The organism is Pontibacter lucknowensis, assembly GCF_900156415.1.
GTDB lineage: Bacteria > Bacteroidota > Bacteroidia > Cytophagales > Hymenobacteraceae > Pontibacter > Pontibacter lucknowensis.
This window is the reverse complement of record NZ_FTNM01000003.1, coordinates 1-25,252: the sequence shown is the minus strand read 5'-3', so window position 1 is coordinate 25,252 and position 25,252 is coordinate 1. Positions and strand designations below refer to the sequence as shown.

At 52.8% G+C, this 25,252-nt stretch carries 26 protein-coding genes; 14 read left to right on the top strand and 12 right to left on the bottom strand.

Translation table 11 applies throughout. The features are described 5' to 3' along the window. Window positions 1–80 precede the first annotated feature (80 nt). Entirely contained in the window at window positions 81–1,340 is a 1,260-nt protein-coding gene (locus BW972_RS10910; protein WP_007653378.1) for an MgtC/SapB family protein, read from the top strand. On the opposite strand, the gene BW972_RS10905 is transcribed toward BW972_RS10910, so the two are convergent. Continuing rightward, entirely contained in the window at window positions 1,252–2,397 is a 1,146-nt protein-coding gene (locus BW972_RS10905) for a bifunctional 3-deoxy-7-phosphoheptulonate synthase/chorismate mutase type II (protein ID WP_317042632.1), read from the bottom strand. The genes BW972_RS10910 and BW972_RS10905 overlap by 89 nt on opposite strands. A 94-nt stretch (window positions 2,398–2,491) precedes the next feature. Further along, a complete protein-coding gene (locus BW972_RS10900) occupies window positions 2,492–3,310 on the bottom strand; it encodes a prephenate dehydratase (RefSeq protein WP_076422162.1) in 819 nt (272 codons plus the stop codon). A 587-nt stretch (window positions 3,311–3,897) separates the two neighbouring features. Between BW972_RS10900 and BW972_RS10895 the strand changes: the two genes are divergently transcribed. From BW972_RS10895 to BW972_RS19745, 5 genes are all read left to right on the top strand, one after another. Further along, window positions 3,898–4,089: a cold-shock protein gene (locus BW972_RS10895; protein ID WP_007653373.1), complete on the top strand. Its 192-nt coding sequence runs from the start codon at window positions 3,898–3,900 to the stop codon at window positions 4,087–4,089. 136 nt (window positions 4,090–4,225) lie between these two features. Next, complete coding sequence (locus tag BW972_RS10890) at window positions 4,226–4,453, top strand: hypothetical protein (protein WP_007653367.1); 228 nt, start codon at window positions 4,226–4,228, stop codon at window positions 4,451–4,453. Window positions 4,454–4,504: 51 nt separating this feature from the next. Beyond that, on the top strand, window positions 4,505–4,960 hold the full coding sequence (locus tag BW972_RS10885) for a cold-shock protein (protein WP_007653365.1): 456 nt from the start codon (window positions 4,505–4,507) through the stop codon (window positions 4,958–4,960). Between the two features lie 195 nt (window positions 4,961–5,155). Continuing rightward, window positions 5,156–5,764 (top strand): TetR/AcrR family transcriptional regulator, encoded by a 609-nt coding sequence (locus tag BW972_RS10880; protein WP_007653363.1) that lies wholly within the window; start codon window positions 5,156–5,158, stop codon window positions 5,762–5,764. A gap of 152 nt (window positions 5,765–5,916) precedes the next feature. Continuing rightward, window positions 5,917–6,828 (top strand): hypothetical protein, encoded by a 912-nt coding sequence (locus BW972_RS19745; RefSeq protein ID WP_143732037.1) that lies wholly within the window; start codon window positions 5,917–5,919, stop codon window positions 6,826–6,828. Window positions 6,829–7,485: 657 nt separating this feature from the next. On the opposite strand, the gene BW972_RS10865 is transcribed toward BW972_RS19745, so the two are convergent. After that, window positions 7,486–7,785, bottom strand: a complete 300-nt coding sequence (locus BW972_RS10865; RefSeq protein ID WP_143732034.1) for a hypothetical protein — start codon at window positions 7,783–7,785, stop codon at window positions 7,486–7,488. A gap of 47 nt (window positions 7,786–7,832) precedes the next feature. After that, entirely contained in the window at window positions 7,833–8,105 is a 273-nt protein-coding gene (locus BW972_RS10860; protein ID WP_076422158.1) for a helix-turn-helix domain-containing protein, read from the bottom strand. A gap of 427 nt (window positions 8,106–8,532) precedes the next feature. On the opposite strand from BW972_RS10860, the gene BW972_RS10855 reads away from it, so the two are divergent. The 8 genes from BW972_RS10855 (at window position 8,533) to BW972_RS10820 (ending at window position 14,511) form a co-directional block, all read left to right on the top strand. Further along, entirely contained in the window at window positions 8,533–9,003 is a 471-nt protein-coding gene (locus tag BW972_RS10855) for a JAB domain-containing protein (RefSeq protein WP_076422449.1), read from the top strand. A 79-nt stretch (window positions 9,004–9,082) separates the two neighbouring features. Then, entirely contained in the window at window positions 9,083–10,027 is a 945-nt protein-coding gene (locus BW972_RS10850; protein WP_076422157.1) for an ArdC family protein, read from the top strand. A 247-nt stretch (window positions 10,028–10,274) separates the two neighbouring features. Then, window positions 10,275–11,201 carry a toprim domain-containing protein gene (locus tag BW972_RS10845; RefSeq protein WP_076422156.1) on the top strand — a complete coding sequence of 309 codons (927 nt, stop codon included), beginning with the start codon at window positions 10,275–10,277 and terminating at the stop codon, window positions 11,199–11,201. Between the two features lie 130 nt (window positions 11,202–11,331). Beyond that, on the top strand, window positions 11,332–11,709 hold the full coding sequence (locus BW972_RS10840) for a plasmid mobilization protein (protein ID WP_076422155.1): 378 nt from the start codon (window positions 11,332–11,334) through the stop codon (window positions 11,707–11,709). Continuing rightward, window positions 11,672–12,634 (top strand): relaxase/mobilization nuclease domain-containing protein, encoded by a 963-nt coding sequence (locus BW972_RS10835; protein ID WP_083674147.1) that lies wholly within the window; start codon window positions 11,672–11,674, stop codon window positions 12,632–12,634. The genes BW972_RS10840 and BW972_RS10835 overlap by 38 nt, the downstream gene beginning before the upstream one ends. Further along, window positions 12,631–13,107 carry a hypothetical protein gene (locus BW972_RS10830; protein ID WP_076422153.1) on the top strand — a complete coding sequence of 159 codons (477 nt, stop codon included), beginning with the start codon at window positions 12,631–12,633 and terminating at the stop codon, window positions 13,105–13,107. Before BW972_RS10835 ends, BW972_RS10830 begins: the two co-directional genes overlap by 4 nt. Before the next feature lie 217 nt (window positions 13,108–13,324). Beyond that, window positions 13,325–13,762 carry a response regulator gene (locus BW972_RS10825; protein ID WP_076422152.1) on the top strand — a complete coding sequence of 146 codons (438 nt, stop codon included), beginning with the start codon at window positions 13,325–13,327 and terminating at the stop codon, window positions 13,760–13,762. A 335-nt stretch (window positions 13,763–14,097) separates the two neighbouring features. Further along, the gene (locus BW972_RS10820) at window positions 14,098–14,511 is read left to right on the top strand and encodes a hypothetical protein (RefSeq protein WP_076422151.1); all 414 of its coding nucleotides are present in this window, start codon (window positions 14,098–14,100) and stop codon (window positions 14,509–14,511) included. Between the two features lie 150 nt (window positions 14,512–14,661). Here the strand turns inward: BW972_RS10820 and BW972_RS10815 are convergent, their stop codons facing one another. The 8 genes from BW972_RS10815 to BW972_RS10780 form a co-directional block, all read right to left on the bottom strand. Continuing rightward, window positions 14,662–15,522 carry a DUF4249 domain-containing protein gene (locus tag BW972_RS10815; RefSeq protein ID WP_076422150.1) on the bottom strand — a complete coding sequence of 287 codons (861 nt, stop codon included), beginning with the start codon at window positions 15,520–15,522 and terminating at the stop codon, window positions 14,662–14,664. Between the two features lie 12 nt (window positions 15,523–15,534). Beyond that, window positions 15,535–17,892, bottom strand: coding sequence for a TonB-dependent receptor (locus tag BW972_RS10810; protein WP_159439856.1), 2,358 nt, complete (start codon window positions 17,890–17,892; stop codon window positions 15,535–15,537). A gap of 67 nt (window positions 17,893–17,959) precedes the next feature. Continuing rightward, window positions 17,960–18,424 (bottom strand): hypothetical protein, encoded by a 465-nt coding sequence (locus tag BW972_RS10805; protein WP_076422148.1) that lies wholly within the window; start codon window positions 18,422–18,424, stop codon window positions 17,960–17,962. Window positions 18,425–18,497: 73 nt separating this feature from the next. Continuing rightward, a complete protein-coding gene (locus BW972_RS10800) occupies window positions 18,498–19,637 on the bottom strand; it encodes a DUF3103 family protein (protein WP_076422147.1) in 1,140 nt (379 codons plus the stop codon). 406 nt (window positions 19,638–20,043) lie between these two features. Continuing rightward, entirely contained in the window at window positions 20,044–20,613 is a 570-nt protein-coding gene (locus BW972_RS10795; RefSeq protein WP_076422448.1) for a GrpB family protein, read from the bottom strand. A gap of 215 nt (window positions 20,614–20,828) precedes the next feature. Next, complete coding sequence (locus BW972_RS10790; protein ID WP_076422146.1) at window positions 20,829–21,254, bottom strand: hypothetical protein; 426 nt, start codon at window positions 21,252–21,254, stop codon at window positions 20,829–20,831. Between the two features lie 469 nt (window positions 21,255–21,723). Continuing rightward, on the bottom strand, window positions 21,724–24,342 hold the full coding sequence (locus BW972_RS10785) for a TonB-dependent receptor (RefSeq protein ID WP_076422145.1): 2,619 nt from the start codon (window positions 24,340–24,342) through the stop codon (window positions 21,724–21,726). Beyond that, on the bottom strand, window positions 24,342–25,130 hold the full coding sequence (locus tag BW972_RS10780; protein WP_076422144.1) for a GLPGLI family protein: 789 nt from the start codon (window positions 25,128–25,130) through the stop codon (window positions 24,342–24,344). The genes BW972_RS10785 and BW972_RS10780 overlap by 1 nt, the downstream gene beginning before the upstream one ends. Between the last annotated feature and the right edge of the window lie 122 nt (window positions 25,131–25,252).

Below are 25,252 nucleotides of genomic sequence, written 5' to 3'. Positions count from 1 at the left end.
ATAAAAGTATAGCCCAGGCTATACTTTTATCATTTAGGGCAGTATCTTAGCACTACACCCATTGTCACCACACCACCTGCATGGAACAGGAACTCTTCCAAGTACTAGCTATCTCACTAGGATTAGGCCTGTTGGTAGGCCTTCAGCGCCAGCATGATAATGCACAGATCGCCGGTATACGCACTTTCCCCCTCATCACGCTTTTTGGTAGCCTTACAGCCTTAATGGCGCAGCAACTTGGTGGCTGGATCGTGGGAGCCGGACTATTAGCTACTGCGGCCATTGTGGTAGCGGCTAATCTGCTGAAAAAGAGAGAGCCTATTCCTGATATAGGTCAGACAACTGAAGCTGCTCTCCTGCTGATGTATGTAATCGGCGCATACCTGGTGTTCGGTAGCAAGACAGTAGCCGTAGCTCTGGGTGCCACCGTAGCAGTATTGCTACACCTGAAAGCTACCCTGCACGGAATCGTGGCCCGCATCGGCCAGCAGGACCTGACAGCCATCATGCAGTTTGTCGTGATCTCCCTTGTCATTCTGCCTATACTCCCGGATACAGAATATGGACCTTACCAGGTACTGAACCCGCACAACATCTGGCTGATGGTCGTACTGATTGTTGGCATCGGTCTGCTGGGCTATTTCGTCTATAAAATATTCGGTAACAGAGCAGGCACCTTTCTGGGTGGTGTGCTCGGTGGACTCATCTCCAGCACAGCCACCACCGTGAGCTACGCCCGCCGAACCAAAAATGCGAAGGGCAGTGGGCAAATGGCTGCGATCGTTATTTTCATCGCCTCCACAGTTTCCTTCATCCGCATTCTGACGGAGGTTGTCATTGTAGCGCCAACCACCCTGCCTGCGGTAGCTCCTCCCCTACTAGCGGTTATTGCGCTTATGGTCGTGACAGGCCTGGTAGCTTACTTCGCTAACAAGGAGGAAAGCGACCAGATGCCTGAGCAGGAAAACCCGGCGCAGCTTAAGGCAGCCCTTGTCTTCGGCGCTGTCTACGGACTCGTAATCCTGGCGACTGCTGCCGCTGCAGACTACCTGGGAGACAGTGGTCTTTACATTGTCGCCATCATTTCGGGCCTGACCGATGTGGATGCCATTACCCTCTCTACTTCCAGACTGATGAACCTGGGCAACCTGTCCCCTGAAAGTGGCTGGCGCGTGATCCTGGTGGCCGGGCTGTCCAACATTGCCTTCAAAGGTGCGCTGGTTGGCTTTTTAGGAAACAAAGGATTGCTCGCTAAAATATCGCTCTTGTTTGGCATTGTGCTGCTGGGAGGGCTTCTGGTGCTGTGGTGGTGGCCTGAAGGCTATACCCTGCAGGTATAAGCGGCAGCACCCCATGCTGCCTCCTCACCGACTCCTGATGAATACGGTCGAACAGCTGCGTGATAAACTCCTCATTGAGATTCTTGCTCGAGGCAAGGCTGGCGTGCTTTTCCAGTAGCTCCGTCCATCTTTCCTCCTGGAACACAGGCAGGCCATGCTGCATTTTATACTGGCCTATCTCGGCGGCAACCTGCATGCGGTAGCTCAACAGGTCAATCAGTTGCTCATCAATATAATCAATGGAGTGGCGCATGTCACTCAAGTCAGCAGCCGACTTAGTATCAGCGTCCAGTGGGCGACCGCTCAGCTTCGCCAGTAATTCTGCGAGCGCTTGCGGGCTTATCTGCTGAGCTGCATCACTCCAGGCGACTTCCGGCTGTATGTGCGTTTCTATCATCAGGCCGTCCATGTGCAGTGCCAGTGCTGTTTCGGCTATACCTGCCAGCAACTCACGGTTACCGGCTATGTGGCTGGGATCGTTGATCAGCATCAGGTCAGGGCGTAGCTCCTTCAGTGTCATGGGCATGTTCCACTCCGGATTGTTGCGGTACACCGACTTGCCCAGCGGCGAGATGCCCCGGTGTATGGCACCTGTCTGACTTATACCTGCTTTCTCCAATCGTTCTATGGCTCCCAGCCAAAGTTGCACATCCGGGTTCACTGGATTTTTAACCAGCACCGGTATATCCACCCCTTTCAGGGCATCCGCAATTTCCTGAACAGCGAATGGGTTGGCCGTAGTGCGTGCACCAATCCACAGCACATCAATGCCATGCTGGAGGCACTGCTGTACATGTATGGTATTGGCTACTTCTGTTGCTACACGCAAGCCCGTCTCCCGTTGAACCCGCTGCAGCCAGGCGAGCCCGGGCGTACCTACACCCTCAAAAGAGCCCGGACGTGTTCTTGGTTTCCAGATGCCAGCCCTGAAAATACTTACTCCAGCGTCTTTCAGCTGGTGAGCGGTGGCCAGCACCTGCTCCTCTGTTTCAGCGCTACAAGGTCCCGCTATGATGAGCGGCTGTGCGTGGGTGCTTAGATTACTTACAGATTTCATATTCATATTAGTTTGAGCGATTGTAATTCCGGCTTTCATAGCTTCCGTTTCGGGGCTTTGGATGCGTGTTGATGGGTCGAACATAATCATTTGATTATAGCGTATGCGCTGTGTATTTCCCTAGCAGTTGAATGGATACAGCAAGTGATTCGATATCAGCGAGCAGTTCAGCCAGTTGCCCTTCAGATTCAGAGCGCAGGTCCAGATAGTAGCGATAATGCCATGGCTGACCAGGTATAGTCATCGACTCGATTTTGGCAAGATGTATGTTCCAATTGTGCAGCAGTGCCATGGCTTGTGTAAAAGCCTCTGGATCCGATTTCAACACCAGGCTGATAGAAGCCTTGTTGCAGGCAGTAGGTGTCTGCGGTAACCTGTCCAGTATTAGAAAGCGAGTATAGTTTTGCTTGCTCGCTTCGATCTCCTTGCCGAGCACGATCAGGCCGTTTCGGGCGATGGCCAGCGCGCTGCCGATGGCAGCCATTTCCGTAGAGCCTGCGATGGCCACATCCCGTATGCTCAGCGCCGTGTCCTCCGACTCGATCAGCTCTACCTCTGGGTAGGCCTCAAAGAAGGGCCGGCACTGGTTCAGGGCCATGTAGTGGGAGTATACCTTGCGGATGCTCTGAAGCGACGATCCGGGCACCCCGCCTAGATGCTGGCGAATACGCATGATCACTTCGTCACTGATCCACAGTTGCTGCTCCCTTATCAGTTCCAGGTTATGTTGTATAGTGCCTGAGATGGTATTCTCTATTGCCATGATGCCTTTGTCAGCCAAGCCGGAGGCAACTGCCGCTGCCAGTTCCCGGAAAGTGAGGCAAGGCACTATCTCAATGGGTTCATGGCTGAACCGAAGTCTGGCAGCTTCTTCATGAAATGCTCCCGCTATACCTTGAATTGCGATTTTCATATGAATCAAAAAAAAGCGCCCCGAAGAAATACTCCGGGGCGCTGGTGATAACTTACTTTAAAGTATAATCAATACAGCCCCGGGCGGTTACCAAAAAAGTAAAAGCTAAAACCGAAGCCGTTATAGAAATTTTGTTGTGTAAGATGCATCTCTCGTGCTAGTCTAAAATAAAAAAGGCCCCGCTTGCTGCGGGGCCCCTATATGGTTACATATACCTTTTCCCGCTTCAGTCCTTTGGAGGAAAAAAGTAAAAAAAGAAGGTATAAGAATTCTGTTGCTTGTTCATTTCAACCGCCAATATAGAGACTTTTCACAGAACGCCAATTTATTTTCGCTTCTTTTTGGCGAATGCAGGTCTCCTTAAGTAATTATATTTCAGAATATTTCTTCAGCCATTGCATCATATATCTGCTTTTAAAGCTCACAGACGCACTTTATCAGATTCACAAAGATCAACAGTGTCTGCAGCCCCCTCTATTAAACGGCCATGGCCTCGCAATTGTAAAATTTTTATCGTACATTGTAAAAAAATAAATGAACCTATATGCCTTCCACTATGTAGTAGGTATATAATTAAACAACACAGAATGAATAACGGAACAGTAAAATTCTTTAATGACCTGAAAGGTTTTGGTTTTATTAAGGAAGACAACACAGATCAGGAGTACTTTGTACACGTGACTGGCCTGGTACATGAAATCCAGGAAAACGACAAAGTGACTTTTGACCTGCAAGAAGGAAGAAAAGGACTAAACGCGATTAACGTTAAGCGTGCTTAGTTTTCAGATATAAGTCATTTCGAAAAAAGCCTTACCTGCGGGTGAGGCTTTTTTTCATTTCGATGTGCATGTTTTGCACCACTCTCCCGTTATTAGAATGCCGCCCTGGCAATGTTTCACCTAACCCCTCCTTACGATGAATAGAAGATACCTGGTAGACACTACCACTCGCGAGTACATCTGCGTAGCCCTCCAAAAAGGACAGGACTGGACCCCAAACAATCAGGATTCCCTCCCAAAGTTCATGAACTCTCGTACAAACAAAGACCAACCCGACTTCGAGCTTGTAACCGGCGAATATAACGACAATTCATTTTTTGAAAAGTGGATTCGCAATGGCACAAACTTCCTGTTCAGGTACTAAAAAGCCTGCATACCAGCATACCATCATTTTATAGATCATTTAACAGCATATATGGGTAGATCACAAGAAACCTTCAGTAAAAAAGAAAAAGAGAAGAAGAGACTTAAGAAAAGACAAGACAAAGAGCAGAAGCGCGAGGAGCGCAAGGCTAATTCTGACAAGGGCAAAGACGTAGAGGAAATGTTCGCCTACGTGGATGAGTTCGGCAATATCACGGATACGCCGCCAGACCCTACGAAGAAGAAAAAAGACATCAAACAGGAAGACATCCAGATCGGTGTCGCTAAACAGGCGGAGCTTGACCCGGCTGACCTGATCCGTAAGGGTACTGTTTCGTTTTTCAACGAATCGAAAGGCTATGGCTTTATACAGGACCACGTTACGCAAGAGCGTGTCTTTGTGCATCAGAATGGCCTGGTGAATACGATCAAGGAAAATGATCGTGTAACTTTTGAGGTTGAGAAAGGCCCGAAAGGATTGAATGCTGTAAACGTTAAACTGGCGTAATCCCCTCTGGCTCAAAAGCTTCAAAACATAGCTTAAGCCATCCGGTTTAACTTAGGTGATTATAATCTGAAAATCTCCTGCTATTGTCAGCTATTATGCTGACTGCAGGAGATTTTTTTGTCGTATACAGTTTCCCGGTCTCTGCTCTTCATAACTTTACAGCAAGACCGGCGAAAATAAAGCACACCTTAATAAATGGATACGATAAATACCCCGAAGGCCTTGATTTTACAGGAGGCTCAGCAACAATTTTTCAACCAAGGTTACAGTAAAGTATTGATGGCTGACCTGGCAAAACAGCTGGGCATGAGCAAAAAAACGCTTTACCAGTATTTCAGAGGAAAAGAAGAGTTGCTGCATGCCGTCATCAAAAACTATTTGGAAGAACTGCAGCGTGATGTAGAAAGCCTGCTTCAACAGGAAGCTTCCAACTTTGTCAGTAAGGCAGAGCAGGTTTTTCGCACAGTCGGGCAGCGCTTCGCCCGTATCAACGGACAGTTACTCACCGACATCCGGAAGCATACCCCAAAAACCTGGCAACTGCTCCAGCAGTACCGCGCTGAAGCAGCTTTTAAAAGGTTCAAAACTTTGCTGGATGAGGGCAACCAAAAAGGCTTTATCCGGAAGGACGCAAACATCTCACTAGCCGTGCTGCTCTACGCTAGTGCACTGGAGAAAATCCTGGATCCCGAGTTTATCAGTCAGGTCCCCCCGGAACTGATGCAAGACATCAACTACACCCCTTCTGCCGTGTATGAGGGCCTGGCAAGTCTTATTTTCCACGGCCTGCTGGAGAAAAAATAAATATTAGCCTGCTTTTATTAACCACAGTAAAAGTTATAGCTATACCTGAACCAGTAAAACAATCAATTGAAATACAATAGGTTCTGCTTGATGTTAATTAAAATATAATTATATTTAGTAAAGTTTTTACGTTTCTCTAACATCAGCAGCCTATGAGAATTAAAGCTTTACTCCTGCTCCCCTTGCTGGCCGCCGTATTGGCCTCCTGTTCCAATGGCGAGGAAGAAATAAAAAAGTTATACCCACAAAAAGTGGTGATCGGCAGCACGACCCATGACTTCTATTATGACCAGGGAAGGATATACAGCGTTACGACTAATCGTCCTAACTTTTATGAGGAGGTAACCTATACCTATTTTGATGATTACTTCAGAGAACCTGTCCATTGGTTTAAGGATGAAATAGCCGAAGTAAATTACAGACCTGATGTGGGCCCCATTGGCTGGGACAGAAGTGATTCCGTTATAAGGAGGCAAGAGACAATCTGGACCAGGTCAGAGGATGGCCTCATACCTAGAGAAGGACAAATTGTATACCTGCATGGGCGTTCGTTAAGGAATCATATTACACATCAATACGACTCCGTAAAAAGATTGACCTCCTCTTTTTACCACTACAATAACTCAAACCTGAATCATACATTAATATATGACGCTGACCCAAGGTATATCCATAAAAAGATAAACTATACCTATAATAAGCAGGGCAAGCTCCAAAAAGCGGCTTTCTTCGTCCCAAGCTCCGAAACTTCCTACCTGACCATTGAGCTGGAATACGACGAAAAGCCCGGCTACCTGCAAAGTTTGCCCCTCGAAGCCAGGTTTATGCCGCTGGAACTGCCTTACCGCAGCCACAACATCACCAGGTATACCGTGAAAGACCGGGAGGGCAACATCCGGAAAGACCTCTCCTATACCTGCAGCTATGACTATAATCGGGACGGCTACCCTACCAAAATCAAACGAACTATGCTGGACGGGCAGGAACTGGAAGGGTATATCGTGTACAAGGCTTCCACAGGAAAACCGGAGGTAGCAGAAGCCAGTCTGGGAGCAGAGAAATAGGTATAACTCAAGCAAGGCATCCTAAAGCAAGTTAAAAGTCTTGACCAGGGCCTAAAACAAAAAGCCCATCAATCGGTGATTGATGGGCTTTGCTCTTTGGTATCGCTACCAGCAGAGAGTGAGGGTCTTGAACCCTTTCATAAACTACTGATAATCAATAATATAAAACACCCTGTAAATTCGACTCACCGAATTACGCACTAACTTTTTTATCTCAGTTTAGCTGCAAATGCTTCTACTTAAAATTACACATCTTTTTTATCAATTTCAACCGGAAATTTAACTCACCAACATGTTGACTTTGATTCATATCCGAAACCTTCCAATATTAGGCATATTTAACTTCACACTAATAAACTGCTACTATTTAAATAAAATTATGCCCTACCCCCTACAACTATTCCAGGTTCAGGAGAGCACTTGCGTGCTCTCCTGAACCTGGATCAAGCTTACTTCCTTCGGAGCAAAGACCCTTTGGCGTTTCAGACGCAGGTCCTCCATACAGCCAACTCGCTTGTCCAGGCATTCAGCTGCCTCCCAGACCTGGAAACGGTTTGGAATGCAAATCCAAATCCTTAGCAATATCACTTAGACAAAGAGCGGGCCTACCTAGTTTTACCAGTGAGCTCCGCTCTTTCTTTTGCCTTGGCTTGCCACTCAGCTACAGGGCTGCTCTCCTTCCACGCCTGTTTCCGATAATCTATCGATTAATGATAACACTACAGGCTTTTCTCCCAGGTAAATGATGCGTACCTGGCTTTTGGAACCAGGGTCATAGGATGGTACATAGCGGATATACCCCCAAGCGGCCAGCTCCAGCATACAGCGGTGATAGGTGACGCGGGAGTTGATGCGGGCGCATAGCATCACTTCTTTCCGCTTGACTAGAAAGGGGTTTTCACAGCCCTGGGCCAGCAGCGCCATGTACAGGCTCAGGTGCGGTCGGCGCAGGCGCATGTCCCGGCCAGCTTTTGCGTAAAAGCACCTCAGGTGCAACGCAAGCGTCATGACTTGCCCTGCTTTCCGTTGAGCAGTCTGTTGATATCTCCCATGCGGTAGTAGTGGGTGCCACCTACCTTGGTGAATGGTAGGGTACCGTCTATCCGCAGTTTCTGCAGCGTGGCGGGTGAGATTTGAAGCAGGCGACGCACATCGGCAGACTTGAGTACTTTGCCTGGCGCCTCGGTTTGCTGTTTTCCAATCAATTTAGATAAGTCCTCCAGCAGCTGCCGATGGAACGCGTGCAGGTCTTCTTTGGTGATGATTTCTACTGACATAGCTTTACAGGTTTTGGTTAATGGATCAATATCCCTGTACCCATTCCTGCATTTTCACAAGCCTAGCCCAACTTGTGAAAAATTTTGTTGCGTTTCTCCCTCTAAAGGCATTACCCAATGCAGAAAATTAGCCTTGTAAGGGTACTAAATCTTAAAGCGTTTCAGATGCTATAAGCGAAGTACTGTGAGGCGTACTGGCACTAAAGCCCTCATTTCTGTAACCCCTCTAATGCAAACATCCAACGTCAATGCTTTGGCGCAAAGGTAGCCTTGCGGCCCGGACACAGGAACAAGGTCGTCCAAACAAAATGGGTATCCACCTGCGGCGGACCCTCCGCATTTTCTTTGGCTCCACCTTGCCTTTAGTCCGGCTCCGAAGGCAGCGGGGGCACCATAATCAATTTCCTCACACTAAAACATCATGATTATGGAAAAGACCGTTCAAGCCTCCGCCTTCGCCAGAGTAGCCGAGATCAAGCTCTCCTACCGCAACAAGGTAAAACCCTCCGAAAGACCGCAGGTCACCTGCTCCACCGACAGCTACCAGGTACTCAAGACCAGCTGGGACCCGGGCAAACTGGAGTTTGTCGAGCAGTTCAAGGTGCTGCTGCTGAGCCGGGCCAATAAGGTATTAGGGATTTACGAGGTCTCCACGGGCGGAGTGGCCGGCACCGTCGCCGACCCTAAGCTCATCTTCGCCGCCGCCCTCAAAGCCTGCGCCTCGGCCGTCATCCTCTCCCACAACCACCCCTCGGGCAACCTCAAGCCTAGCGCGGCAGACCTGCAGCTGACCAGGAAAATGAAACAGGGCGGGGAACTCCTCGACATCGCCGTCCTCGACCACATCATCCTCACCAGCGAGGGTTACTACTCTCTGGCAGACGAGGGGCTCCTGTAGCCCCTCTTTCTTTTGCAGGGGCCCTGAACGGCCCCTGTATCCCTTTCATATCATTTCATCACTTTAAAATTTTACTATTATGAACGCCTATCAGAAATTCAACCGCCTGGCCGAGCAGGTGACCAACGAAATCATCGCTGAGCTTCAGCAGGGGAAAGCCATCTGGCAAAAGCCCTGGAGCTCGTACGGCCTGCCCAAAAACTACGCCTCCGGCCGCCCCTACGAGGGCTTCAACGCCTTCTACCTCCACCATGTCACGGAGAAAAACAATTACACGGCGCCCTACTTCCTCACGTTTAAGCAGGCCCAGGAGCTAGGCGGCCGTGTCCGGAAGGGCCAGAAAGGCACCCCCATCGTCTATTGGAAGATCTATGAGGCGAAAGACAAGGAGCAGCCAGTAGATTTAGCGGCCGAGGGGAAAGACCGCCCCTGCAGCAGGTTCGTCCCCTTCCTCTGGACCGTGTTCAACATCGATCAGGTAGAGGGCGTGGACTTCCGGCTGCCCACCATGCCCGAACGGTCCGGGCCACAAATACTCGAAGCCTGCCAACACGTAGTGGACGGCTTCCCCCAGCCTAGCCCTAAGGTCCTGCACGGCGGCACGCAGGCTTACTACGCACCAGTCAAGGACATTGTGCAGATGCCGGACCCTAGGCGCTTCCTCACTCCCGAGGCCTACCATGCCACGCTCTTCCACGAGCTCATCCACGCAACCGGCCACCACACTCGTCTCAATCGCTTCACAGAGGAGGATAAGGTCAGCCGCTTCGGGAACGAGGCCTACAGCAAGGAGGAGTTGGTGGCCGAGATGGGCGCCAGCTTCCTCTGCGCCTTCACCGGCATACGGGAGGCAGTCTTTCAAAATTCAGTGGCTTACCTGCAGGGCTGGATCAGCCGGCTCCGGGAGGACAAAACAATGATCATCTATGCCGGCACCCGAGCCTTCAAAGCGGCTAGCTATATCCTGGATCTGAAAGCCGAACAAGACAATGGGGCATCACCTGCAGACAAGCAGGCTGCTTAGGGAAAGCGAAGGGCTGTCTGGTAAAACGGATGGCCCTTTTCCATACTTATTCGGCTCATCTAACCTACAATGCACTTCCATAAATTTTTCCCAATTGTGTATCGCCTTGTGAAAAAATCCAGTGCTGCTCCTCGACCTTTAAAAGGAGTCAACAACATGTAACACGAATGATTTTCTCAGGCTGCCAAGCCCTCCACAGCACAGCAGCTGCACTACGGAAGGACTTCAGGCCTTTAGATAAGAAACCATGAACATCCGACAAATCAACGACGAGCTCCCCATCACCGATTTTCTGGCCAGTCAGGGCATCCAGCCCAGCTACAAAAGAGGTGTTGACTGGTGGTACGTCTCCCCTATCCGGGCACCGGAGCGCACCCCTTCCTTCAAAGTGAACACGCGCCTCAACCGCTGGTATGACCACGGACCGGGAGAGGGCGGCAAACTCTTTGACCTGGCCCTGCGCCTACACCCGGGCGCCACCGTCCGGGAAGTCATTGAGCTGCTTTCCGGATCATCGCTTCCCTCCCCGGAGAACGTCACGCCACGCCTGCCGCAACAGCCTGCTCACGCACAAAAGCCGGCGTCCCTGCCCGCAGCTTCCCCCGGCTTGCGTATCCTGGCAACTACGCCCCTGGAGGCGGGCAACCCGCTTACCACCTACCTCGCGCAGCGGGGCATTCCCCTGGCAACGGCCAGCCCCTACTGCCAGGCGGTTCATTTTTCAGTAGGCGGACGGGAGTACCAGGCCGTCGGGTTCCAAAACCGCTCCGGTGGCTACGAGTTGCGCAACGCCTGGTTCAAAGGCTCCTCCTCCCCCAAAGACGTCACCTTCATCGACCGCGGCTGCGGGAAGCTTTGTGTGCTGGAGGGATTCATTGATTTCCTCTCCCTGCTCCAGCTCCGGCCCCGCCTGGTGCGCCAGGCCAGCTTCCTGGTTCTCAACTCCCTCTCCCAGCTGGGCAAGTGCCAGGAGGTACTCGGCCGGCACCGCCAAGCGCTGCTTTTCCTGGATCAGGATACGGCGGGCAGGAAGGTGACGGCGCGGATCCAGCACACCCATGTAAATACCCGGGACTACTCCGCTTTTTACCGGGATCATCAGGACCTTAACTCTTACCTGGTGGCCCGGGGCGGACAGGCCGCACAGCTCCGCCTCGGTCTTCGCCACCGGTAGGGACGCCCCAGGGAAGGCTTTTAAGTGCAGGGAGCAAGTTTGTGTTTTTGTCATACAAAAACCTCTTTTCAGGCTCGCGGCTCCCGGTGGTCGCAGCGGGTTATCTTTCAAATTCATACACACCAAGTACATGGACACAGCATCGGCACAGCACCTTCCACTATCAAAAAAGAAAGGCGGCCGCCCCACCAAACGGGTCAAGCGGAGCTGCACACTCGTCGTGCGATTGACGGAAACCGAACGGCTTCTGGTCACGGGCAAGGCCCGGGAGGCGGGCCTTAGCGTCTCGGCCTGGTTTCGGGCTGCAACCAAAAAGGCGGTGGTTGTGGCCCGCCTTCGCCCCGAGGAACTGGCCACGCTGCGCACGCTTTCCGGCCTGGCCAATAACCTCAACCAGCTCACGCGGCTGGCACACCGCCAGGGGCTGCTCCCCCTGCAGAACGTATGTCGGCAGCTGCTTGAAAAGATCCATGGGGTGCTCTCCTTACTGGGAAGAGATGATCGGTAAAGTGATGACTGGAAAGAGCTTTGGTGGCTGCATACGCTATGTTTTGCAAAAGCCGGGAGCCACAGTACTCGACGCCGAAGGCATCCGCACGGACACTGTCGCATCCATGGTGGCCGACTTCCACCTGCAGCGCCAGCTCAGGCCCGGGCTGGAGAAAGCTGTCGGCCACATCGCCCTGAGCTGGAGCATCCACGACAAAACAAAACTCAGCGACAGCCTCATGGTAGCGCGGGCCCGTGAGTACCTGGAGAATATGCAGATCACCGCCACGCAGTACCTGATTGTCCGGCATGTGGACAGCACGCATCCGCACCTGCACATTGTTTACAACCGGGTCAACTACGAAGGGGAAACCATCCCGGACAGGTTTCAACGGCAACGCAATGTGCGGGTGTGCCGGGAACTTACCCACCGGTACGGCTACTACCTGGCGCCGGGCAAAGGACAAGTGAACCGGCAACGGCTCAAGGGCGCCGATCAGACCAGGTATGCCCTGCATGACGCAATCCAACAAGCGCTGCGGCAGGCCGGAAGCTGGCAGGAGCTGGAGCGCCTGCTGGCTCGCCACGGCATTGCCATCGACTATAAATTAAGGCGAGGCACGAGCCAGGTGCAGGGAATCAGCTTTCGCCAGGACGAGCTGCGCTTCAAGGGCTCTGCCCTGGACCGTAGCCTGAGCTACGGGGCTATCAGCAAACGGCTGGCACAGCAGCGGATGATGCCCCAGCGCTCCGAGTTAGCTCCTGCCCCTTTGCTACCCAGTCCCTGGCAGCAGCCAGAACAGGTGCAGGCGCTTGTGCCACGGGTAGGCGACCTGCTAGACAGGCTACTGATGCCCGATGCAGCGCAGACAGCGCCCGCCCACCTGACGGACTACCCCTATCGAAAGAAAAAAAGCAAAAAGAGAAAACGAAGACACCTATGACACCAAAAGAACTGGAAGAAAGACTCACGGACGCCGAGCAGTTGCTCAGCCTGCTCAGCAGACGCCTGGAAAAACTCGAAGAGCGGGAAACAACGCCGCCAGCCCACGCCAGACAGCAGTCACCTGGCTGCGCCGCCCGGTTAGAAGAACTGAAAGGGCTTCTCCAGCGCCAGGACCTGGGCAAGCATACCCTGCAGGTTTTGAACCAGCTCAGCTCCTTTGAGGAAAGGCTCGCCAAACTGCCTAAGGTACTGCCCGTCCGGCACCACCATCACTTCGAGGACAGGGCACGGAGATTTGTTCTGGCAGTCCTCCTGTGTATGCTATTCACCGCCACAGCCGCCGGACTTTGCTTTAGTTTATACCGGGAAAATACCCGCTTGCAGGAAACAGACACCAAGTACAGCCTGATCCGGCAGGTTTGCCCGGAGACAGCACAGCGGTTGGATTCTATTTTTCAGCATGCACCCTGACGGACTGGGCATGCCTGCCCCAATACCATGGTTTGACACGGGCTTCGTCCCGAAGAAGCGGTATTTCGTGTAAAAAATTTGCGCTTTCCCTCCTGTATCCTGAGTATTGTCCTTGCCCCACAGCCTGTTAGTCCAAGCCCTTACAAAAAAAAGGCACCGCCGATCCCACGCCATCGCCCTGGCTTGGGCTTCCGGATTCACCAAATTTTGGCACGCTATGGCACCTTCCAGCAACCGCATCGCACTTGTCGACGACTATTTACCCTATCGCCGGGAGCTGGCCGCCCTACTAGAGGAAAACGGCAGTTTCTCCGTCACCATCGAGGCGGTTCACGGCCAGGACCTGATCCGCCAGCTCAGTCCGGGCTATTTACCCGACCTGGTCCTGCTGGACGTCTGTATGCCCGTGATGGACGGTCTGGCGACAGCCCGCTGGCTGGCCACGCACTACCCTCAGCTGAGGATTCTGATACTCTCTACTGAAGACGACCCCGCTATCCTGAGACGGCTCCTCGACAGCGGGGTTATGGGGTATGTATCGAAGAAAGCCTCTTATGAAGAGCTCTGGACAGCCCTTGAATCAGTGCAGGCTGGCAACTGCTATTTCCCTGAACCCATCAGGGAAATAGTCTTACGCTATAGACAAAACCCCTGATGCTCACAACACGTTTTTTGCGCTTCGCAGCATGCTTGCCCCCACCATAGCCAGTTCCTCCTGTGCGGTGATGAACAACAGGTTCTATTCTCGTCTCTAAGCATAGGCTGCCAAGGAATCTGCTGGAATTGATTGTTCTGTCATTTCGAAGGCACAACATCAATCAACTGTAAGAAGAACAAGTAGTTAACACCAGGGCCTGAAAATCTGCTAAAGAAAGTACCGTACGTGGAAAGGGTTAAGCAATACTTCGATTTGCAAAAACAACATTTAATCTAGTTATTTAACAAACAATTACAATACTATTCCTTTCGGAACTGCTAATTGCCCTAAACATGACTGAATCGGAAACTCCTGCGATCCTACGAAATGACTACCTGGAAATACAGCTGGGCAAACAGGCAGACGTTATCTCCGTCAGGTGGCTGCGGCATCCAACCAGCGACGAGTTCCGCGCCAACAATTACCTGCTGGCCGACCTGTTGATGGCCTACGAATGCCGCCGGCTGCTCAGTGACGCGCGGGCTATCCTCTACCTGGAGCTGGCAGATCAGCACTGGCTGATGGAACAACTGATTCCGCTGCTCAGCTCCACCTCCCTGGAGCTGCATGCCTGCGTGGTCTCTCAGATTAGCCTCGAGCTCATGGATACGGATCGCCTGGTAAAGCATTCTTCAGGTTACGCCAGCCCTTCGCGTAAAGCGATCGAAACCCGTCTTTTCCTCAATACTTCACCTGCCCGTGCGTAGTTATTCTAAGGCGCTATCCCCTTTGAAGTCCGGGAATGACGTATTGCATCTACTGGCAGGCAGGAGAACGGAGGCCCCCCATTGGTCTCCCCGTCCCATCGGGCCTTTGCATTCCTGATCCCCCTTTTGCTACCGACATCCGGCAGGCGATCACTCCCGTGTCTTAAACCGATAGGTCTGCACATGATAACCGGCAAAAATGCCGAAACCGTTTTTAATGTTTCCATGCACTCCGACCGGTTGGGTTAGGATGTTGTCTTTATAGGACTGCTTGTAGAGCGTCTGTGCATACTGGTAATAATCCGCACTGAGCTGGGCAATTTCCACCTGTACTTCCTGTCCCGGGTATGTATTGTAATACAGGTCCAGTTGCCGGGTGATTCCATCAAAGAGCTTATCACTGAAAAACCAGCGGCTCCCCAAACTAAACTCAAATAAACTGCTGCGCGAAGTAAGACTGACAGGCTCCAGGTAAGGCCGGCCGCTTGCGTCAATGGCCCGGCTGTAGCCCCTGATATAATAATAATTCGCCTGCCCGGGACGGTCTTCCAGCTGGAGGGAGAGCGAAACGGCAGCACCACCCGGGTTATCGGGAGAGGCTATCATCCGGGCCTGCACCCCGTCTGTTTTTGGTTTATCGGGTGCATGCCCAGCCCCTTCCGCTGTGGGATAGCCCGGAGCGGAAGCGATGATCCGGTAGTGGGTGTAAGCCGCCGGGTAGGCCTGCCGGGAGCGGTAGATCCCGTTACCCGTATGCGTCAGGGTTTCCACCAGCCTGTCTCCCTGCAGGACTTGCACCGTGGCATACTGCACGCCCTCGTATTCCTGGCTTGATGTGATACCCTGTGAAGCGGTGAGCTCCACCTGCCAAAGGCTGTCGGGCTGGAACATGCTGTTGAGAACCAGCCGCGGCGCAGGGTCGGGCATATCCAGCGGGAGCACCCGCTCGCAGCCAAGCAGCAGGGGCAGGAGGCTGAGCAGACAGCAAATTCGAGGAAGTTCTTTTAACATAGGGTTGGTCGGTTAAAATTTAAATCCGTAACTGAAGGAGGGCAGGATCGGGAACAGCGACACCTGGTAAAGCTGTCTTTTCACGGTGCCACTGGAAAGCACGCCCGGTGTGCTGGTGCGCAGGAAGAAGGGATTCTGCCGGTTGTACAGGTTATAGACCGATAGATTCCAGGTGCGTTCCCCCCAGTTTTTCTTTTTATGGTGCGTAATGCCCACGTCCAACCGGTGATAGGCGGGCATCCGGAAATTGTTTCGCTCGCCCAGAAACTCCACTGACCCAGGCTGCGGCACCTGTCCCGGCTGCCCGATCTCCTCCTGGTAGGCCTTGTAGTGCGTGGTCGGCAGGGTAACCGCGGACCCGCTCCGATACGTCCAGGAGCCCCCGATACGCAGGGCTTCCGTCAGGCTGTGGCTGGCCACGACCGCCATCGTGTGCCGGCTGTCATAAGTATAGGGGTAGCGTTCTCCATAGTTCAGACTATCAGACTGTCGCCAGGCCCAGGCCAGGGTATAGCTTATCCAGCCTGTCGTTTTTCCTTCGCGCTTGCGCACCAGCCACTCAGACCCGTAGGTCCAGCCTTTTCCACTGACCACCCGCTCTTCATAAGGACGGCTGACATACGCGGCAAAATCCGTGTTGGAGCCACTCTTGATGAACTCCTGCATAAAATCGGGCGTGTCCTTGAACTCCGCCGTGTTCGCCATGTGCTTGTAGTAAAGCTCCCCGCTCACATCCAGCGCACCACCCCATGCCAGGGAGGAGGCACCCAACGTATACTGCCAGGCACGCTGCGGTGCCACCTGCGCAGTAGCGGGCACCCAGATATCGGTCGGCGTACCGGTGGAGGTATTGCTCAATAAGTGGAGGTATTGCGCCATGGTTGAAAAGGAGGACTTCAGGCTGAGTCCCTTCGCGCTGTGATAGGCGAGTGCCAGTCGGGGCTGCAGCGAATGAAAATGCCGCCCTTTGACCACAAAGCCCGAATAGTGTAGGCCCGTGCTGGCCTGCAGCCGGTCGCTCAGGCGCACGACATCTTCTGCGTACAGGTAATACTCCTGTGCCGGTATCACGTCAGCCCCGGCGCTCACAATAGCCGAGGGGGTGTTCAGATGCGCGTCGACCTGGATGGCGTCCGGGTGAAACAGGTGGTTCGTATAATTGCCGCCGAAGTTGATTTCATGCCTGGGGGAGGGAATATAGTCAAAATCAAATTTCGCCCCCCAGTCGCGGATTCGCGACGCATAGGTCAGGGTCAGGTGGAAAAGCGAGTCCTGCTGCTGCAGCTTAGTGTCATCGACCACCTTGAATTCATACCCGCTGTAGGTCAGGGTCATGTTGCCAAACAGCTTCGGGCTGAACACGTGGTTCCAGCGCAGGGCTGAGGTGACGTTCCCCCACTGCAGCTTAAACTGCTGTTCCTCCCGTTGATGTTCACCTGCATAAACGTACGTGTCCGCAAAGGAATCATCGCCTGCGTAAACACTGAGGTAGAGCCTGTCCTGGGGTGAAAAACGGTGATTCACCTTCAGGTTCAGATCATAGAACCTGTAGCGGCTCATTTCCTCGCCGGACAGTTTGGAAGCCGCCGCGGCAAGTGCATCCACATAGGTGCGGCGTCCGGCTACCAGAAATGAGGTTTTCCCACCCGACACAGGACCTTCCAACAGCAGTTTGGATGAGAGCAGGCCGACAGCCCCCTCGCCTCGGAAGCCCTGGTTGCTGCCTTCCTTCAGCTGCACTTCCACGACCGAGGAGAGACGGCCGCCATAGCGGGCCGGAAAGCCGCCTTTGACAATGTCCACATTTTTAATGGCATCCGTGTTGAAAACAGAGAAAAGCCCCAGCAGATGCGAGACATTGTACACCGGCACGCCGTCCAGCAGTATCAGATTCTGGTCAGGACCGCCCCCCCGCACATGCAGATCAGAGGCCCCCTCTCTTCCCCCCTGCACACCGGGCAACAGCTGGATTGCCTTCACGGCATCCGCCTCCCCCATCAGGCGCGGCAACTCCTGGATCTCCCGGCTGCTGAGCGTGATCTTATTCGCCAGCCGGATATCCGTATGGGAAGGCGCCCCACTGGTGATGTGCACTTCGGCAAGCTGGCTGCTCTTCGGAGACAGGCGCACCACCAGGGACGTATCCCCACGCAAGTACAGGTGCGTTACCTGTGTTCCATACCCCAGGTAGCGCACCTCCACCTGCACAGCGCCGGAAGGCACAGCCATACTGAAAAAACCAAACGCATTTGTGGAAGTGGCCAGGTGCTGCCCGGAGATACGGACCATGGCACCCGGTAACCGTTCACCCGATAAGCTGTCCTGCACAAAACCACCGACCGTCACAACGGCCTTCCTGTCCTGTGCCACACAGGTAAGAGGAAATAACAGCGCCACCAGCAACACTGCCCGAAAAAGCAAGCACATCCGCCGTATCCTATCTTTCTAAAACAATCCGTACTTCCGCGAGCACGGGTCCGGTGGCTTTGTCGCCAATGGTCATGATTCCCTCTAATTCCAGGCGTGTGCTGCTCTGCCCAATCACTTTATAGGGCCCCTGCAAGATGTAGAGTTTATCGGCGTGTTCATAAGCCTGCTGCGTGAAGGAGGCAAAATTGATAATTTTCCCCTTCTCCAGAACAGAAAACCGGTTGGAAACGGTAGGTTTATCGTCAAAGACATAGTCACCGGGACAGTCATTTGTATCATTTTGCTTCTGGCACTTTTTGAATGTAACGACTCCGCGCGTCGGCAGGGCCTCAGCGCTTGGCTTCAGATGCGTCATCCCGGTTACTTGCCAAGCTCCCTCCAGGTTGTTGAGGATTTGCTGTTCGTCCTTGCAGGAACTGAATAAAAATAAAAAAAGGAGCAGCAGCCAGCTGTTGTTTTTAAAGGTTTTCATAGAGCACGATAAAATAGAGATAAATAATATACCCGGAGCGGTAGCTACCGCTCCGGGTAAGTAAAAGTTTATATTAAATGCTTTTCAACTTAAAGCGGAACTCCATAGAACCTCCTCCCAGGGTATAGTATCCTGTGGAGGGACAATGGCTCAATCCAATGGTCGTCAAACCAATAATATCGTCATCGTTCTTCAGCTTGTACTTCACCTTGGTAGACTGGCCAATCCCAAACACCTTGTAATTGATGGTCTGCTCGATTTCGATCTCAAAACCACCGTCATCCTCATACCACAAGTAGCCCACCGCATCGGAAACCATGTTGATGTCCCACGGATAAAGGTATGAGTTCGTGTTAAACCAGGTATTGTCAAACTTGCTGCGTTCTTCCTTGTATCTGTGATGTCCAATTTCCCCCTGATTATATGGATTTTTTATCTTCAAAACAACTTCCGGCTTACCTAAAATCCAGGCTTCGTATTCGCTGATGTCTTTAAACCACATACCTGTCAGGTAGTCTGTCTTGCCATCTATTCGACAGGTCCAGGAAGATGAGGTGCCGGTGCTTCCACCGCCGCCGCCACCGCCGCCATCTCCCGGTTCCAGCACAAGCTCATCCGGCATGACATAATGCACCATGTTGTCATCCACCAGGTAATCTTTCATGGCAAAGGTACCATCCTCGTACACGACCCGCTCGTTCAGCCCGACGACAATGACAGGCATATCCGGCATCGCTTTAACAGAAAGCCAGGTCACTTTTCCGTGCTGGTCAAATGCCTTTACGCGTTCTGTTGTCTTCTCATCAAAATTGCTCGGCACCACGGCAACCAGCGGCGTATACTGCGCGGCATCCCACTTGTCCATGTGAATCGGTACGGCAATGTTCAGCAGGGGAACATCCGCCGAAAGGCTGTTCAGTTCGTTTTCAGGGTTTGCAAAGGACGGGCTTTTCTCCAGGGCCGAGAGGTGCCTGGCCAGTACGTTCAAGACCTTTCCGTTTCCGGTCTGCTCATCTTTGAGTTTTCGGAAGAGGATGTCATAATCACCATCGAACTGGCGGTTTGCCTCTTCTTTGATGAGCATTCTCACCTCTTTTTCCGTGATGGCGCTGGCTAGGGCTCTGGCGAACCTCTCCAGCTGCACATCCCGGCGTGCGTTTGTGTTTCCCATGGTTGCTTCCTGCATCGCCACGTTTTGATCTGGTTCCAGCATCTCTTTCTCACATCCTGTGAAAAAGACTGCCGCAGTACAGAGGACTGCTCCGGTTAAAACACGTTTGAGTTTCATATTACAGTACTAATACTAATACTTGGCACTGTGAATTGAAACTCTGTTACACCGACGGGCTTGCTGCCGGGACGAACCGGCCGGAAGCATCTCAGGTACATATACCTAATGTTATGACATTGTCCTGACAGGTACTTTCCCTGCTGTATTTGCTCATTTAAAACATGCGACAGCAGCAGCTCTGATAACGGGCAATGAAGGAAGCAGTCTGCCTTTACCGGGCCCTGTGTCATCCTCCTGGCAGGCAGTCAGGGGCACCTGCATCGCTCAGGACGTTCAATCGTGCCAGTGTACGCAGGCGGTTTAGCGCTCAGGGAAGGGTGCGGCCCCGTCACTTGATCATGTTCAAAGTCTGCCGGATAAAATCTGTTTTCCCCAGCATATAGGCGCCCCTGTCGTTTCTGTACACTGCCGCCAGCTCGAGTTTGAGTGCCTCATAAGCCTTGGCCCGTTCCGGATGAGCATTTAAGAAGTCCCGGAAACCGACCTGCTCCCACATCACATTATCTTTGGGGCACACATGGAGATGGAAAATCTGTTCTTTTCCCCCATCCAGGCGGTAGCCTTTGCCAAAGGACATGTAGGCCGCGATGTACTCACGCGCGGACACTTTAAAATAAGTGTAGCCGATTTCCCCTAGCCTGGTGATAATTTCCTCGTCAAACAGCAGCTCATCCGGGACTTCCAGGATGATGTCGATGTAAGGTTTGGCCTTGATATGGGCGATGGACGTACTTCCGAAATGCTCTATTCTTCGCACGACACCCTCTCCGAGTTTTGCGAGGATGCGCCCCTTTTCCTGCTCAAACAGGATTTTCCATTTCGGGTCGTGGTCGACCAGGGCGATTGGGAAAAGTGTATTCCAGTCCTCTCTTGTTAACTCGTAAAGGCTTTTGTACATAGTGCTTTTAATTTTATTCATCAGCTGGTGGTTGCGGTTTAAAAAAGGCTAAGCGGCCTGTCGCCCTGGCTTGTAAACGGCTGCCTATACCTTATGTTTTGAGGCCATGTTACAAGCGCTGTCTGCAGCCCCCACCGCTTATGCGGTAATACAAAGGCTCAGGGCGAGAACATCCTGCAAAGCAGATCTTCATATCTGAGCCGCTGCGTGTCTGTTTAGCGATAGTGCGCCCAGTCGATGTTGCTCAGCAAAAAGTAAGAGAACAATACGTTCACCACTACCAGCAAGGCAAGCAACCAGCCAAGGGCGCTAGCCGGATTGTTCTTCGGGGCAGAAGATGCAAGGAATATCTTAAACAACTTCCCCCAGGGCCACCTCTGCTCCAGCAGCACGTAATTGACTAACGTGAGGGTAAATATGACCGCACTGAATATCGGTACCTGTAACTGAGACGGCACCAGCTCCTCCGTGGTGTTGACTGCATAATACAGGAGACATGATAAGAGCAGCCAAACCTGCAGGATTTCAATGCAGGAGGAAATGCTCCAGGTGGCACCCCGTTTTGTTTCCCGAAACGTCGCAGCGTCCAGGTACTGGTGGAGTCTATAGATGATAGAGCCTAATGTTTTAATAATAGACATGATAAGCTAATATTTTGCCGGAGATACAGGCATTCCTGCTACAGAGGGGGCTGTCTATATGTATACCAGCTGTTACTATAATTTGCCAGCTTTGCCAATGCAGCAGCCCTTCGGACAACCACTCTGGCCCGGACTTTGACGCGCTCCTGCGCGCTTGCTTCTGTGCCGGGTCTGCTGATAAGCCTTGTTAACAGGCTGCATACGCTGAGCCAGGCACCGGTTCAGGTCTGTTGAAGGGCCTGACCAGATTACTGTCCCCTTTCTTTTAGTTGATCAAGCTATAGAAAAGACCCAACAACTGATAAATTTTTACATCAACAGGGCGATCCTGCATACAAACACCGAAATAAGCTGGCATAAAAGCTTCTGAAAGACAGGTTGGAGAGCACAAACCCAAGGCTGGAGCAGCTACTGTCTAGCTTACCTGCTTTCCTGCCACCTATGCGCATGGTCCATTCCAGCCTCCGGTCTAAAAACGGTAATGCCCTGTCAGCATCCCATAGCGGCGGATAATGTCCAGGCGCTGCTCGTAGAGGTGGTAATCGCTGACCCGCTTTGTGGAGAAGGCTCGGACATCAAGCAGGTTTTGTCCTGAAAGCTGAAACTCCCACCTGCTGCGCTTTGGCTGGTAGTCCAGGGTGGCTGACAGAAAGGAATGAGGATGGGATGCCAGCAGGTAATGGTTGAAGCCAGCGCTCACCAGTACCTGCTCATAGGGCTTGTAGGTTATCAGCTTGCTTAACAGTAAATCCTCCACCTGGGAAACATTGCCCTCGAAGATCCCCCTGTTGTGCCGGTATTCTGCCGAGAACCTGAAATTTACGGGTATGTCAAAATAAGTGGTGCCCGACAATTTGGCGGAGGCGCCGAAATTACGGCTCTTTTGCAGCTGCGGGGTATTCAGGGCCAGGTAATTGAGGAGATAGCTCAGGCCGCTTTCCAGCTTGAAACTTGTCTGAAGAGGAGATAGGTAGCGGGTCAGCTGGCTTTGAAACAGCAACAGCTCTCCCCCCTTGCCCCCCGCCCGATTGTGCACCGTGAAGTCCTCCCCGATAAAGCTGCGGGAAATGTAGCCTTTGTCATACTGTACAAAGGACAGCAGGTTGAAGAACAGAAAGCCGCTTTCCGGCCGCTGGTAGTTGTGGGTCAGCCCCACGGCGTGACTGCTGACACGCAGCGGGGCTGTGGCCCCGCCGTAAAGCGTTCTGTAGCTCTCAAGTATATAACCAGCATAAAAAGGGCTCAGATCACTTAGCTGCTGGTTGAACGTGTAGCTCAGGGCGAACTTGCCTGCCCTCTTTACCGGGAAAGCGTAAGCGGCACTACCTTTTGCAAGGTAGTAATGATTCAATTCGGGTATGGCCGCCAGCTTTTGTGTCGTACCGGCCTCTAACCGAAAGTTTTGTCCACCTTGAAGTGTCCAGGTAAGCTGAAGCTGCTGGTTCACATTCAGGAACCGGACATGGCGGCGGGCCTGCAAACTGTCCGCCCCAGCCCCTGCCTGTTCATTTATTCCTGCCTGCAGCCTGTCCTGCTCATCTTCCACCCCCAGCATCACCTGCAGGGCCCTGCGTCCGCTTTTAAACCGCAGGCGCGTGTTGAGACCGGCATAGCCCAGGCGCTGGAATGCGTTTTGGACAGCGTCAGTGCCCAGCACCTTCCCGGTCCCCTCCCTGCTGACCTGGAAGTGCTGCCTGCCCTGGGCTGCCGTCAGATAGGCGTAACTCTCCCACAGAAAAGCTTCGGATGCCTGGTAGGTGAGCTGCAGGTGATTGCTCCACTGTTGCTGCCGATCCCGGGAAGAGACGGCCACGGGCAGCCCGTTGAGCAGCAGTACCTGCTGCCAGGCGGGCACTCCGCTACGAAAGGAGCTTTCAAAAGTGGCATACCAGTTCCGCTGGTCATAATAGGTAAGCGCTGTATTGGCATAAAGGTTCGGGCTGCGTTCCCGTGTCCGCACCTGCTCGCTGTAAGCCACCGGACCTTCGCCTGTGAAAAAGCGATTCAGCGTCTGCTGCTCAAACAAGAGCCTGTCTTTGGAGTATGTGGCAAGTGAACGGAGGCGCAGACGCTCCCCCCATTTGTGGGAGGCCGTCAGCGAGGCGCTTTCAGACTGATTGCGAAGTGCCTCCTCCGGCTTGAGGTAGGCAGGCGGCCCCGCGTTGCTTCCGGTGATGGGGCGCACCTGCGCCTCCTTCTGCTGGTTGCGCGCCCAAAGGTCCTGCAACGCAGCAGTGGGTACCCCGGCGGGCGGAATGGCCAGCGTACCGTTGTTGTTGACCTTGCCAAGCTGCAGGATTTTGAGACGCTTTCGCAGCAGCCCCAAATTGGTTTGAAATTGGTAGCGCTCCCGGCTACCCAGTCCCAGGCTGGCCTTGCCAAAGAGAATGTTCTTTTTGTCTTCTTTGATCGTCAGGTTAAGTACGACGTCATCTCCCTCTCCGAACTTTTTCCGCAAGGGGTTCTCATCGTAGTTTCGAAGTACCTGGATGTTTTCCAGCAGGCCACTGTCCAGGTTTTTGCTCAGCACTTTGTACTGATTGCCAGCCAGGTCATCCCCATCAATCAGAATTTTGAGGATTTCCCGGTTTCCGTACTTGATGGTGCCATCAGGCGTCACCTCCAGGCCAGGAAGCTTTTTGAGTACGTCTTCCACAGTTTGCTCATGGCTGTCCGTGTAAAAGTCCAGGTTATAGGTAAGGGTGTCCTGGCTAACTGTTACAGGCCGCTTAGCCTCCACCACGATCTCCTGCAGAGAATCGACCCGTGCGAGTAGCAGGGCATCTACCCAAATGTCCGGCACCTGGGGCGTTGGCTGCAGGTACTGCCGGAAAATCCCGTAGCCCAGCAGCCGCACGGTCAACAGCAGGCTGTCCCCCGGGCTGGCTGTAAAGCGCAAGGCGTAGCTTCCGTCCTGCCCTGTGAGCGAATAAGCCTGTACTCTGTCACGACTGGAGGTGAGCACCACACTGGCATACTCTAGGGGAGCCCCCTGCCCATCCCGTACCTTGCCCTGCAGCCGGAAGTCCTGTGCACGCAGTGCAAATGCCGGCAATAGCAACAGCAAACAGCACAGCAGCCGCCTCATCAATCGAAGAGCTCCAGATAGCGTTTCCTGTATTCGGCCGTTTTACCCTGGCTGCTGACAGAGCCGCTGTACTGCTCTGCCAGGGCGCGCTGATATTTCATGTTCCGTTCATAGTTGCCGTCCTGCTCTTTGCGCAGGTCAGCCAGCCCAGGAAGCTGCTCCGGCAGAGCTGGGAAGCGCATATTTCCTCTGTAAGGGTATTCCAGTTTTTTAAACACAAACTGGATTTCGCGGTTGTCGTCATATGCCTCCAGGATCAGGCCCGGCAGTCCATGCAGTTTCCAGGGTCCCAGCGGCACGGCGATATCCGGCGCGTACCAGGCCGTATAGTGGCGGCCCCGGAAGGTGGCCGTGGCCTTGATGACCTCCAAGCCGCCGATTTTTCTTTTCTCACTGCTGATCTTCCAATCAATCCGGGGCTGCTCCTCCCTGTAGGTGAAATTGCTCTTAAATCGGGCATTGCTGACCATGGTGCGCTCCCGGCGGTTGGTGATGTTAAAGAGTCCTTTTTCCGTGCTGTTGGACTGCACGCCTTTCAAATCGCCGTTTTCGTCTGTGTAGGTTTTGGCGATCCGCTTTCCCCCGTTTTCCAGGGAATCCACCCGGGTCACATAAGCGGACTTCTCCGGTGAAAAGTAAAGGGCAGCGTTGAAGGTTCTGAGATTAGCTCCTGGAGCCCCGATGCTTTCAATATCATCGTAATACACCACCCCGCTGCCCGGCTGCCCCTTGACAGCAAAGGCATAGCAGAAAAGAAAGCCGGTCAAAAACAGTAAAAATTTTTTCATAGCGTATAAAAATAACTTTCGTTCTTCTAACCTTTAGATTAGCCTGATATTATTTTTCTAATACACCCAGCACCCTTTTACCAGGTATAGGAGTACAGCTTTTATACCTTCAAAGCAGCCAG